This is a genomic window from Rathayibacter sp. AY1F6, from assembly GCF_002932035.1.
GTDB lineage: Bacteria > Actinomycetota > Actinomycetes > Actinomycetales > Microbacteriaceae > Rathayibacter.
Genome location: NZ_PSVD01000017.1, coordinates 53,796 through 65,260, shown reverse-complemented (window position 1 = coordinate 65,260; position 11,465 = coordinate 53,796). Strand labels below are relative to the sequence as shown.

Here is an 11,465-nt window from a genome sequence, read left to right as displayed (position 1 = left end):
GTCCTGAGGTCGGGGGCGGGCGGGAGGGGGACGACCATCAAGCCTCGCACGCCCGCGCGGCCTCGGCGCGCGGTGGGCCCACTGTCGTCCGGTGTTCAGCCGCGGAGGGGGGCACCGGCACGTCCGGGCCGCCGTGCCGGTCCTCCGAGCAGGCGCGGCGACGGCTACCACAGCGCCGCCCGCCCGTGCACGGGGTGGCCCCGGAGGCGCGGCTCGCCTGGGATGGAGGGGAGCGGCCCGATCCGGGTGCCGCGGACGGAGGAGCCATGCCCGACCAGTACACGTTCACGAACCCCGCCACCCGGTACCCGGATGTGACTCCGCCGGTCCAGCAGCAGCCCGAGCCCGGGCTGCAGTCGCGGATGACCCCGGTGCCGGACCTCGGCGAGGAGAGCTACCGCGGCACCGGCCGGCTCGCGGGCCGCCGCGCGCTCATCACGGGGGCCGACTCCGGGATCGGCGCAGCCGTGGCCATCGCCTTCGCCCGCGAGGGGGCCGACGTCGCCCTCGCCTACCTCCCGAGCGAGGAGGAGGACGCGCAGCACGTGATCGGGCTGATCCGCGCGGAGGGGCGCACCGCCGTGCCGATCCCCGGCGATCTCACGAGTGCCGAGTACTGCACGCGGCTCGTGGCGGAGGCGGTCGAGGGCCTCGGCGGGCTCGACGCGGTGGTCAACGTGGCCGGGAAGCAGATCTGGAAGGAGGACCTGCTCGACATCACCGACGAGCAGTTCGAGGCGACCTTCGCGGTCAACGTCTTCGCTCCGTTCCGGATCATCCGCGCGGCCCTCCCGCACCTGCCCGCGGGCGCCACGATCATCAACACGGCGTCGGCGGAGGCGCACAAGCCCGCCCCCGACCGCCTCGACTACGCGATGACGAAGGGCGCGATCAACAACCTCTCGAAGGGCCTTGCGCAGCAGCTCGCCGCGAAGGGCATCCGCGTGAACGTCGTGGCGCCCGGCCCGACGTGGACCGCCCTGCAGGTGAGCGGCGGCGTCGACCCCGAGAGCCTGCCCGACTTCGGCTCCAGCGAGTCGCCGATGGGCCGTGCCGCCCAGCCCGCCGAGCAGGCCCCGGCCTACGTGTTCCTCGCGTCCGCCGAGTCGAGCTTCGTCGCCGGCGAGACCCTCAACGTGAACGGCGGCATGGTCTCGCCCTGACTCGTCGCGGCGCCGCCGCTCGCTGGTGTGCTGCCGAGACGCCTCCGTCCTGCTCGAGACACGGGCTCGCGTCAACCCTCTCCCGAGCGGCGGGGGGCGCGAGGTGCCATGGAGGGACCACCACGAAGGAGCACCATGAGCACCACGACCGTCCTCCCCATCGAGACCTACTCCGACGAGCAGGGCTGGCACAACCGCATCGCCCACGCCCGCGTCCCGCTGAGCCACCACGAGTCGCGCCAGGAGGCGGAGGAGGTCGGCGAGGAGATCGCCGAGCAGCGCGGCGGGGAGCACGTCGTCCTCGGCTGACGGCCGGCGCGGGGCGCGGCATGCCGTGCCCGATCGGGGAACGCGCCCGGCCCGCGGAAGGCGCCGGGCCCGCAAGTCGCGCCCGGCCCGCAGGCGCCCGCTCCGCAGACGCCCCGTCCCGCGCGTGTAGCGCCCTCGACCCCGCCCGGTCAACCTTCTCGACCTCCCGGCCCCCTCCTCCCTAGCGTGGCCCGTCGTGCTCGCTCCCGAGCGCGCGACGAGAGGACGACATGGCCACCACGAGCGACGCCCCCGCGACCGGAGAGGCCGGCGGCACCTCCCTGCGCCGCCGCATCACCGGCCCGCTGCTCTACTTCTTCATCCTCGGCGACGTCCTCGGCGCGGGCATCTACGCCCTCATGGGCACGCTCTCGGCGGAGGTCGGCGGCGCCGTCTGGATGCCCCTCCTGCTCGCGCTCGGCCTCGCGCTGCTGACCGCCGGCTCCTACGCCGAGCTGGTGACCAAGTACCCGAAGGCGGGAGGCGCGGCGGTGTTCGCGCAGCGGGCCTTCAAGCGCCCGATCGTCTCGTTCCTGGTCGGCTTCGCCATGCTCGCGGCCGGAGTGACCAGCGCGGCCGGCCTGTCGCTCGCGTTCGCCGGCGACTACCTCGGCACCTTCCTCGACGTGCCGACCGTGCCGACGGCCATCGTCTTCCTGATCCTCGTCGCGTGCCTCAACGCGCGGGGCGTCGCGGAGTCGCTGCTCAGCAACACGGTGATGACCGTGATCGAGGTCGGCGGCCTGCTGATCGTGATCGGATGCGTCGCGCTGCTGGTGGCGGGCGGAGGCGGCGACCTCGCCCGCACGGTCGAGCTCAGCTCCGAGCAGGCGCCGGCGCTGGCGGTGCTCGGCGCGGCGATCATCGCGTACTACTCCTTCGTCGGCTTCGAGACCTCGGCCAACATCGCCGAGGAGATCCGCGACCCCAGCCGCGTCTACCCGCGCGCGCTGTTCGGCTCGCTGCTGACGGCCGGTGCGGTGTACGTCCTGGTCGGCCTCGCGAGCTCGATCGCGCTGCCCGCCGACGAGCTGTCCGGATCCTCCGCCCCGCTGCTCGACGTCGTGACGGCGAGCGGAGCCGGGGTGCCGGCGTGGCTGTTCAGCCTGATCGCGCTCGTCGCGGTCGCCAACGGAGCGCTGCTGACCATGATCATGGCGAGCCGCGTCACCTACGGCATGGCGAAGGACGGCCTCCTCCCGGACGTGCTCGGCCGGGTGCTGCCGAAGCGCCGCACGCCGTGGGTGGCCATCGCGGTGACCACGCTGGCGGCATGCCTCCTGACCCTGGTCGGCGATCTGGCGACCCTCGCCGAGACCGTGGTGCTGCTCCTCCTGCTGGTGTTCATCAGCACGAACGTCTCGGTGCTCGTGCTGCGGCGCGACAAGGTCGAGCACGACCACTTCCGCGTGTGGACGGCGATCCCCGTGCTCGGCGTCGCCTCGTGCGTGCTGCTCCTCAGCCAGCAGGACCCGATCGTCTGGCTCTACGCGGGGATCCTCCTCGTGGTCGGAGTCCTCGTGCACCTGGCGACCCGTCGTTCGTCCCGCCGCACCGCCTGATCCGCTGACGGTCCCGGCGGGGCCGCCGCTCCGCCGGACCGTCCCTCCCGACCGCCGCGACCGCCCCGCTCTCCCCGCGACCGGTCAAGCCCCTGGGCGGACGGCCGTCCGAGACGTGGGATGGAGGGAACGGAAGGAGCACGAATGACCGACACACCCTCCCGCGAGGAGCTGCCGCTCCCCGACTGGAACGACATCCCGCTCGGCACGCTCGCGGAGCGCATCCGCCCGCTCGACGAGGCCGGCCTCGGCGCGCTGCTCGCCTACGAGGAGGCGCACGGGCACCGCCTGCCGGTGACGACGATCCTGCACTCGCGCCTCGAGCAGCTGCGCGGGGGAGCGGAGCCGGCAGGCAGCGTGCCGGAGTCGCTGCCCGAGGTGTCCCGCTCGTCGTCCGGATCGCCGGTCTCGCCGGCGACGTCCGGTCCGGCGATCAATCCGCCCTCGCACGGAGTGCCGACGAACCCGGCTCAGCCGCGCTGAGGGCGGCGGGCGGAGCCGCGGTCGCGGCGGCTCCGCCCCCGCCGCGCGCTGCCCAGGGCCTGCCCAGCGCGCCCGGGCAGACTGTCCGGAGCCGATGACGGCGACCGGACGAGGGAGCAGTACCCGGAACGCGACAAGACTGACTCGTAGGAGCTGTCATGTCCTGGATCGTCCTCATCCTCTCCGGTGTCCTCGAGGCCGTGTGGGCCACCGCCCTCGGCAAGTCGGAGGGCTTCACGCGGCTCGGCCCGTCGGTCGTCTTCGGAGTCGGCGTCGTCGTGAGCATGGCCGGCCTCGCCTACGCGATGCGCGAGCTGCCCACCGGCACCGCGTACGCGGTCTGGGTCGGGATCGGCGCTTCGCTGACCGTGCTCTACGGCATGTTCTTCGGCGGCGAGGGCTTCTCGCTCGTGCGCACGCTGCTGGTCCTCGGGATCGTCGGCTGCGTCGTCGGCCTGAAGCTCGTGCACTGACCTGGCGGCCGTCCTCTCCTCCGCGACAGGCCGCTCCCGTACGCGACACGCCGACGGAGGCGCGCCGGACTGGCATCTCGCCGAGGGTCCGAGGCCGGTGGTTGCAGGACGCCGCGCGTTCCACCTAGGCTCGGCACATCAGGGGAGAACGATCGTTCTTCGGTTCTCCCCGCCCCCCAAGGAGGACTCATGCCCACTCGTACCGCACGCACCGCCTGGAACGGCTCGCTCGAGACCGGCGAGGGCCAGGTCGAGCTCTCGAGCTCGAAGATCGGCACCTACGACGTCTCGTTCCCCAAGCGCGCCGCCGACGACGCCAACGGCTCGACCAGCCCCGAGGAGCTCCTCGCGGCCGCCCACTCCGCCTGCTACGCGATGCAGTTCTCGGCCGTCCTCGGCCAGGCCGGCGGCACCGTCGAGGCGCTCGACGTCCGCGCCGACGTCTCGCTCGGCCCGGACTCGGCCGGCGGATTCAAGCTCACCGGCATCAAGCTCGTCGTGAGCGGCGAGGTCTCCGGCATCGACGAGGCCGCCTTCCTCAAGGCCGCCGACGAGGCCAAGGAGACCTGCCCCGTCAGCAAGGCGCTCACCGGAGTCGACATCACGCTCGACGCCACCTTCGAGGGCTGAGCCCCTCCGCACGTCCCGAGCACCCCGTCGCGCATCGCGGCGGGGTGCTCGTGCGTCCGGCGCGGCCGCGGAGCGGCCTGTGGAGACCCCCGCCCCCACCGGCCGCCCGGCGCCCCCTGTCGTCAGACCGCCGCCGGCGCGTAGCGGAAGCCGGCGCCGAGGTGCTCCTCCGGCAGCCGGTCGCCGCGGCCGTGCAGCTTCTGGCGGAGGCTGCCCTCGACGTACTCCTCCGGGTACGCGCCGCGGCTGCGCAGCTCCGGCACGATGAACTCCACCACGTCCTCGAAGGTGCCGGGCGTGATCGCGTAGGCGAGGTTGAACCCGTCCACGTCGGTCTCCTCGACCCACTCCTGGAGGTGGTCGGCGACCTCCGCGGGCGAGCCGACGACGAACGGGCCGAGCCCGCCGATCACGCTGAGCTTGGCGATGTCACGGACCTTCCACTCCGAGCCGTCCTCGTTCGCCTCCTGGAAGTTGGCGACGGCCGACTGGATCGCGTTGCTCTTCACGTTGCCGATCGGCTCGTCGAGGTCGTACTGCGACAGGTCGATGCCCATCCAGCCCGACATGAAGACCAGCGCCCCCTCCTCGCTCCCGTAGGAGAGGTAGTCGCGGTGCTTCTCGTGCGCGGCCTCGCTGGTCTCGGCGGTGATGATCGTCAGCAGCGTGTAGATCTTCGCGGAGTAGCGGTCGCGGCCGGCCGCCTCGAGGGCGTCGCGGATGCGCGAGACGGTCGCCTTCAGGCCGGCCTTCGTCGAGGACGCGACGAAGATCGCCTCCGCGTTGCCCGCCGCGAAGCGGATGCCGCGCGGCGACGCTCCCGCCTGGTAGATGACGGGGGTCCGCTGCACCGACGGCTCCGAGAGGTGGATGCCGGGGACGGTGAAGTTCTTGCCGCGGTGCCCGATCTCGTGCACCTTCGCCGGGTCGGTGAAGACGCCCGACTCGCGGTCGCGGACGACCGCGTCGTCCTCCCAGGACCCCTCCCACAGCTTGTAGAGCACCTCGAGGTACTCGTCGGCGACGTCGTAGCGGTCGTCGTGCTCGAGCTGGTCCTCGTGGCCCATGTTGCGGGCGGCGCTGGGGAGGTAGCCGGTGACGACGTTCCAGCCCACGCGGCCCTTCGTCAGGTGGTCGAGCGTCGACATGCGCCGCGCGAACGGGTACGGGTGCTCGTAGGCGGTGCCCGCGGTGATGCCGAAGCCGAGGTGCTCGGTCGCGGCGGCCATCGCCGAGACGAGGAGGATCGGGTCGTTGACGGGGACCTGCGCGCCGTGGCGGATCGCCGCCTCGTTCGAGCCGCCGTAGACGTCGTAGGTGCCGAGCACGTCGGCGATGAAGATGCCGTCGAACGTGCCGCGCTCGAGCAGCTTCGCCAGGTCGGTCCAGTACGAGAGGTCCTTGTAGCGCCAGGACTGGTCCTGGGGGTGGCGCCACATGCCCGAGGACTGATGGGCGACGCAGTTCATGTCGAAGGCGTTGAAGCGGATCTGGCGGGTCATGGAGTCGATAGTGCCCAGAAGAGCAGCGAACGGGTATCGAGCGCGACGCACGGCGTCACAAAGCGACGCCCGTCGAGGCGCCCGGCGGGTCTGGGTGGTCGGCGACGTCCTCGACGAGCTGGCCGACCTCGAGGACCGCATCGGCAGCGCGATGATCGAGAGTCGGAACGGGTGATGCGCCGGGGCGCACCGCCCCCGTCCGTTGACCGGGCGGCTCCTCCTCCTACGCCAGCTCGCGCCCCAGGAAGCGCACGTGCTCGCCGATCTGGAACGCCTCGCCGCCCTCGTGGCCGTTGAAGGGGTAGACGCGGATCTCGCGGGGTCCGGCATAGCGGTTGTAGGAGGCGTAGACGGTGGACGGCGGGCAGATGTCGTCGCGGAGCGCCACCGAGAACAGCGCGGGGGACTGCGCGTAGGGGGCGAAGGAGGTGCCGTCGAAGTACGAGAGGGTGTCGAACACGCGCGCCTCGGCGCCGCGGTGGGTGTGCAGGTACTGCACGATCTCGCCGTACGGCATCGTGTCGACCAGCCGGACGGCGTGCGGGATGTGGGAGAGGAACGGCACGTCGACGATCGCGGCGCGCGCCGACTCCGACTCGCCGAGCAGGCCCAGGATCCCGGTGACGGCGAGAGCGATCCCGCCTCCCTGGCTGCCGCCCGAGACGGCCACGCGGGAGGCGTCGACCGCGGGGTGCGCGCGCAGCACGTCGAGCGCGCGGACGGCGTCGGTGAAGACGCGGCGGTAGAAGTGCTCCGCGGGCGACTCGATGCCCTGCGTCATGAAGCCGGAGACGTGCGGCCCGCTGCCCACCGGGTCGGGCGTCGCTCCGGAGCGGTGCCCGGACCCCTGGCCGCGGGTGTCCATGACCAGGTGCGCGTAGCCGGCGGCCGACATCGCGGTCCACTCCGCGAGCTGCCCGCGGCCGCCTCCGTAGCCGATGAAGGTCACGAGCCCGGGGAGGGGGCCCTCGACGCCGCGGGGGAGGATCAGCCACGCGCGGATCGGGTGGCCGCCGAAGCCGGAGTAGGTGACGTCGAAGGTGTCGAGCAGTCCGAAGCCGGCGTCGACCCGCTCGAGGCGCGGCTCGGTCGCGACGGCCCTCGCCTCGGCGATCGTGTCGCGCCAGAACTCGGCGAACCCGGCGGGCTCGGCGATCTCGGGGGCGTACTGCTCGAGGAGGTCGAGCGGGAGGTCGTACTGCGGCATCACGGACTCCTTCTCGGGCAGCGGCGCCCGAGGACCGAGGCTACTGGAGGCACGGGCCCACCTGGGTGCGGCGTGGGAGAACGCCGCAGAGCGGAATGCCTGGGCACCCTCCGCGTTCTCCTCAGCATGACGACGTACGGAATCATCGGAGCAGGCAACATCGGCAGCCAGGTCGCACGGGCGGTCATCGCCCTCGGGGACGAGGTGGTCATCGCGAACTCGCGCGGCCCCGAGACCCTCGCCGACCTCATCGCGGAGCTCGGCCCGAAGGCCCGCGCCGCCACGGCTCAGGAGGCGGCCGAGGCCGCCGAGATCGCCGTGGTGACGGTGCCGTTGAAGAACCTCGAGGAGGTGCCGGTCGCCCCGCTCGCCGGCAAGATCGTCCTCGACACGAACAACTACTACTTCGAGCGCGACGGCCGCATCGAGGCGCTCGACAAGGGCGAGACCACGACCAGCGAGATGCTCCAGCAGCACCTCCCGGAGTCGAAGGTCGTCAAGGCGTTCAACCACATCATGGCCGCCGACATCACCACCGACGGCACCCCGGTCGGCACGCCCGACCGCCGCGCTCTCGCGACGTCGAGCGACTACCCCGAGGCGATCCACTTCGTGACCGACCTCTACGACCGGATCGGCTTCGACACCGTCGCGATCACGCCGCTGAGCGAGTCGTGGCGCGTCGAGCGCGACCGCCCCGCCTACGTGGTGCGGCAGAACCGCGAGGAGCTCGAGGCCAACCTCGCGAAGGCTCCCCGCACGGTCTGATCCAGCCTCTCGAAGGGGAGCGGTGCTGCGGCGCCGCTCCCCTTCTGCCTGTCCGGACGGCCTCGGAGGCGCGCCCGGGACGGCCCCCTCGGCGCTCACCGCCGCCGAGCCTGCGATAGTCGAGAGGACCAGCCACGCACCAGAGAGCCCCGATCGGGCTCCGAGAGGAGAGGCCTGCCATGCCCTCGACACCCCGTTCCGTCCCCTCCCGCTCCGGGCTCTCGCGCCGCAGCGTCGTGATCGGCGGTCTCGCGGTGCTCCCGCTGCTCAGCGCCTGCACGCCCGACTCCTCCGCTCCGGACGACGCTCAGCAGGAGGCGCCCCGCACCCGCACTGCGGCTCCGAGCGGGCCGGTGGCGCTCGCCCCGGACGCGCTCGCCGCGAGCGCGGCCCTGTTCGCCGCGGCTCCGCTGGTCGTCCTGGTCGAGGACATCGCCGAGTCGCGCCTGCGCGCCGCCCAGGTGAGCATCGCCTGGGGCGTGCCGCTGCTGGTCGGCTCGGCGGGATCCGGAGCGACGGCCGCCCCGACCGCGGACGCCGCGGCCGTGGGATCCACGGCTTCCGAGACGCCGTCCGATCCGGGGGGCCCGTCCGACTCCGCGACCGGATCCGCCACCCCGTCCGCCACACCGTCCTCCACCGCTCCGACCTCCGACGCCCTCGCCGCCGAGTTCGCCCGCCTCGGCGTGACCCGCGTGCTCGCGATCGGCGACGTCACCGCGCCCGAGGGCGTCGACGTCGTCGCCTCCGCCTCCGACGCGGCCGCCCTCAGCACCGCGTCCGGCGTGACCGTGACCGACCTGGCGCTCGCCGACCTCGCCGACGCGGCGCCGTCCACCGCCTCCGACGCTCCCTTCGGCGCTCTCCCGGCCCGGGCCGACGCCCTGACCGGCCTGCACGCTCTCGCCCGCGCGCAGGACGCCGACGTCGCCGCACTGGCGACCGCCCGCGCGGCCGGCGTGCCCGTCACCGTGGTCGACGGCGACGACCTGCTCGCCTCGGGCGGAGCCGTGACCGCGATCGCCGAGGCCGACGCCTCCTGCACGCTGCTGCTCGGCCCCGTGCTCGCCGCCCAGCCCGAGCCCGAGTGGGCCGTGCGCGCGGCCGCGAGCGGCTGGCAGCTGCCGGGCGGCGGCCAGCGGATGTTCGGCGGGCACCTCTTCGTCGCGATCTACGGCACTCCGGGCGCTCCCGTCCTCGGCGTGCTGGGGGAGCAGGGCCTCGAGCCCACGATCGCGCGGGCGGAGGCGGTGGCCGAGCCGTACCGGGCGCTCACCGACAAGAAGGTCGTGCCGAGCCTCGAGATCATCACCACGGTCGCGGCGGGCGACCCCGGCAAGGACGGCGACTACTCCAACGAGCTCGACGCCGCCGACATCCGCCCCTACATCGACGCGGCGCAGGCGGCGGGGATGTACGTGGTGCTCGACCTGCAGTCGGGGCTGACCGACTTCCTCACCCAGGCGAAGCAGTACGCGGACCTCCTGTCGCTGCCCAACGTCGGCCTCGCGCTCGACCCGGAGTGGCGCCTGCTGCCCGGCCAGAAGCCGCTGCAGCAGATCGGGCGCGTCTCGGCCGCCGAGGTCGACAGCGTGTCGGAGTGGCTGGCCGACCTGGTGCAGAGCGAGGGGCTGCCGCCGAAGATGTTCGTGCTGCACCAGTTCCGGCTGTCGATGCTGCAGGACCGCGACAGCATCCGCCGCGACCGGCCCGAGCTGGAGTTCCTCATCCACGTCGACGGCCAGGGCTCGCAGCCCGACAAGCAGGCGACCTGGGACGCGCTGCACGAGGGCGCCCCCGAGGGCATCGGCTGGGGCTGGAAGAACTTCTACGACGAGGACGCGCCCATGCTCACCCCCGCCGAGACCATGGCCGAGGTCCGCCCCCTCCCCGACCTCGTCACCTACCAGTAGGCGGAGACCGAGGGCGGGCGTCAGCGGCGCAGGAGCTCGCCGGAGACGACGCCCGCCTCGACCTCCTCGAGGGCGCGGCCGCGGGTCTCGGGCACGCGCTTCCAGATGAAGACGAGCGCGAGCAGGCCGACGGCGCCGAACAGGAAGAACGTTCCGGTGATGCCGACGCCGGAGACGAGGGTGGGGAAGAACAGGCCGAGCACCGCGTTCGTGATCCAGTGGCAGAAGATCGCGATGCCGACGCCGACGCCGCGGATCCGCAGCGGGAAGATCTCGGACAGCATCACCCAGGTGACGATGTTGAGGAACGTCTGCATGCTCCCCACGAACGCGACGACCAGCACCAGGATCACGTACGGCCGCGCCGGGTTCCCCACGGGGAGCGCGACGGAGGCGATGCCGATCAGGAAGTGCATCGCGGTGGTCAGGGAGTAGCCGAGCAGGAGGGTCGTGCGGCGGTTCATCGTCTGCATGAGCCGCAGCCCGATCAGGCCGCCGATCACGGCGATCGCCCCGGGCGCGATGTTGGCGACGAGCGCGCCGTCGTGGTCGAAGCCCGCCTCCTTCAGCACCGACTGGCCGTAGTACATGATCGAGTTGATGCCGGTGAGCTGCTGGGCGACTCCGATCCCGATGCCGACCAGCAGGATGCGCACCGCCCAGCGCTCGCGCAGCGCCTGCAGCAGGGGGATCCTCGGGCCGTCCTTCGCGCCGATCGAGCGGGCGATGGTCTCCGCCTCCGCATGGGCCCGGTCGGGCGTCCGGATGGTCGTGAGCACGTCGAGCGCCTCGTCGCGGCGGCCGTGCGCGATCAGCCAGCGCGGCGACTCCGGGACCCGGGTCATGCCGAGCAGGAGGGCGGCGGCGGGGAGCGCGGCGACGGCGAGCATGATCCGCCAGACGCCGGGCAGCTCGCCCCAGACGGTGCCGATGACGGCGTTGGCCACGAAGGCGGCGAGCTGGCCGATCACGATCATCAGCTCGTTGCGGCCGGCGAGGGAGCCGCGGATCTCGGAGGGGGAGATCTCGGAGAGGTAGATCGGCACGACCACCGAGGCGCCGCCGACGGCCAGTCCGAGGACCGCCCGCCCGAGGACCATCACGCCGAAGCCCGGCGCCACCACGCAGACCAGGGCGCCGACGAGGAAGAGCACGGCGAGGAGGCGGATCGTGGTCCGCCTCCCGAGGGCGTCGGCGAGGCGTCCGCCCGAGATCGCGCCGATCGCGGCGGCGAAGAGGAGCGAGCTGGTGACGACCCCCTCGGTCAGCGCGGTGAGGCTCAGCTCGGCCGACATCGGCTCGAGGGCGCCGTTGATGACGCCGGTGTCGTAGCCGAAGAGGAGGCCGCCGAGGGTCGCGATGAGCGCGATGAGGCCGAGACGCCGAGTCGGCGCCTCCAGGGAGGTGGTGGTCATCCGCTCACTCTGACGCATGGCCGCGCGGTGAGCGAACCCT

General features: G+C 72.8%; 12 protein-coding genes and 1 riboswitch. Of the genes, 9 read left to right on the top strand and 3 right to left on the bottom strand.

The features are described 5' to 3' along the window. Positions 1-266 precede the first annotated feature (266 nt). The 6 genes from C5C44_RS13070 to C5C44_RS13045 all read left to right on the top strand — a co-directional run bounded on the left by C5C44_RS13070 (position 267) and on the right by C5C44_RS13045 (position 4,620). On the top strand, positions 267-1,163 hold the full coding sequence (locus tag C5C44_RS13070; protein ID WP_104263331.1) for an SDR family oxidoreductase: 897 nt from the start codon (positions 267-269) through the stop codon (positions 1,161-1,163). Between the two features lie 135 nt (positions 1,164-1,298). Further along, positions 1,299-1,472 carry a DUF2188 domain-containing protein gene (locus tag C5C44_RS13065; protein WP_159940661.1) on the top strand — a complete coding sequence of 58 codons (174 nt, stop codon included), beginning with the start codon at positions 1,299-1,301 and terminating at the stop codon, positions 1,470-1,472. A gap of 230 nt (positions 1,473-1,702) precedes the next feature. Continuing rightward, positions 1,703-3,034, top strand: a complete 1,332-nt coding sequence (locus tag C5C44_RS13060) for an APC family permease (RefSeq protein WP_104227025.1) — start codon at positions 1,703-1,705, stop codon at positions 3,032-3,034. A 144-nt stretch (positions 3,035-3,178) separates the two neighbouring features. Further along, complete coding sequence (locus C5C44_RS13055) at positions 3,179-3,517, top strand: hypothetical protein (RefSeq protein ID WP_104335991.1); 339 nt, start codon at positions 3,179-3,181, stop codon at positions 3,515-3,517. An 85-nt stretch (positions 3,518-3,602) separates the two neighbouring features. Continuing rightward, a riboswitch (guanidine-III (ykkC-III) riboswitch) is annotated at positions 3,603-3,666 on the top strand. Between the two features lie 9 nt (positions 3,667-3,675). Beyond that, entirely contained in the window at positions 3,676-3,990 is a 315-nt protein-coding gene (locus C5C44_RS13050) for a multidrug efflux SMR transporter (protein WP_104335990.1), read from the top strand. 189 nt (positions 3,991-4,179) lie between these two features. Continuing rightward, entirely contained in the window at positions 4,180-4,620 is a 441-nt protein-coding gene (locus tag C5C44_RS13045; protein WP_104247811.1) for an OsmC family peroxiredoxin, read from the top strand. Between the two features lie 122 nt (positions 4,621-4,742). Here the strand turns inward: C5C44_RS13045 and C5C44_RS13040 are convergent, their stop codons facing one another. Beyond that, complete coding sequence (locus tag C5C44_RS13040) at positions 4,743-6,122, bottom strand: LLM class flavin-dependent oxidoreductase (protein ID WP_104222379.1); 1,380 nt, start codon at positions 6,120-6,122, stop codon at positions 4,743-4,745. 10 nt (positions 6,123-6,132) lie between these two features. Here C5C44_RS13040 and C5C44_RS17095 point away from each other — a divergent pair, with 10 nt between their 5' ends. After that, positions 6,133-6,297, top strand: a complete 165-nt coding sequence (locus tag C5C44_RS17095; protein WP_181132842.1) for a hypothetical protein — start codon at positions 6,133-6,135, stop codon at positions 6,295-6,297. 48 nt (positions 6,298-6,345) lie between these two features. Here the strand turns inward: C5C44_RS17095 and C5C44_RS13035 are convergent, their stop codons facing one another. Beyond that, positions 6,346-7,329 carry an acetylxylan esterase gene (locus tag C5C44_RS13035; RefSeq protein ID WP_104222380.1) on the bottom strand — a complete coding sequence of 328 codons (984 nt, stop codon included), beginning with the start codon at positions 7,327-7,329 and terminating at the stop codon, positions 6,346-6,348. 126 nt (positions 7,330-7,455) lie between these two features. Between C5C44_RS13035 and C5C44_RS13030 the strand changes: the two genes are divergently transcribed. Both C5C44_RS13030 and C5C44_RS13025 read left to right on the top strand, forming a co-directional pair. Further along, a complete protein-coding gene (locus C5C44_RS13030; protein WP_104222381.1) occupies positions 7,456-8,097 on the top strand; it encodes an NADPH-dependent F420 reductase in 642 nt (213 codons plus the stop codon). Positions 8,098-8,276: 179 nt separating this feature from the next. Beyond that, entirely contained in the window at positions 8,277-10,010 is a 1,734-nt protein-coding gene (locus tag C5C44_RS13025; RefSeq protein ID WP_104335989.1) for a hypothetical protein, read from the top strand. Between the two features lie 20 nt (positions 10,011-10,030). On the opposite strand, the gene C5C44_RS13020 is transcribed toward C5C44_RS13025, so the two are convergent. After that, the gene (locus tag C5C44_RS13020; protein ID WP_258066742.1) at positions 10,031-11,425 is read right to left on the bottom strand and encodes a sugar porter family MFS transporter; all 1,395 of its coding nucleotides are present in this window, start codon (positions 11,423-11,425) and stop codon (positions 10,031-10,033) included. Positions 11,426-11,465: the final 40 nt, after the last annotated feature.

Coding starts and splice junctions, on each gene's coding strand:
- C5C44_RS13030 (WP_104222381.1), top strand. CDS start 7,456: ATGACGACGTACGGAATCATCGGAGCAGGCAACATCGGCAGCCAGGTC.
- C5C44_RS13065 (WP_159940661.1), top strand. CDS start 1,299: ATGAGCACCACGACCGTCCTCCCCATCGAGACCTACTCCGACGAGCAG.
- C5C44_RS13040 (WP_104222379.1), bottom strand. CDS start 6,122: ATGACCCGCCAGATCCGCTTCAACGCCTTCGACATGAACTGCGTCGCC.
- C5C44_RS13025 (WP_104335989.1), top strand. CDS start 8,277: ATGCCCTCGACACCCCGTTCCGTCCCCTCCCGCTCCGGGCTCTCGCGC.
- C5C44_RS13020 (WP_258066742.1), bottom strand. CDS start 11,425: ATGACCACCACCTCCCTGGAGGCGCCGACTCGGCGTCTCGGCCTCATC.
- C5C44_RS13070 (WP_104263331.1), top strand. CDS start 267: ATGCCCGACCAGTACACGTTCACGAACCCCGCCACCCGGTACCCGGAT.
- C5C44_RS13050 (WP_104335990.1), top strand. CDS start 3,676: ATGTCCTGGATCGTCCTCATCCTCTCCGGTGTCCTCGAGGCCGTGTGG.
- C5C44_RS13060 (WP_104227025.1), top strand. CDS start 1,703: ATGGCCACCACGAGCGACGCCCCCGCGACCGGAGAGGCCGGCGGCACC.
- C5C44_RS13055 (WP_104335991.1), top strand. CDS start 3,179: ATGACCGACACACCCTCCCGCGAGGAGCTGCCGCTCCCCGACTGGAAC.
- C5C44_RS13035 (WP_104222380.1), bottom strand. CDS start 7,329: ATGCCGCAGTACGACCTCCCGCTCGACCTCCTCGAGCAGTACGCCCCC.
- C5C44_RS13045 (WP_104247811.1), top strand. CDS start 4,180: ATGCCCACTCGTACCGCACGCACCGCCTGGAACGGCTCGCTCGAGACC.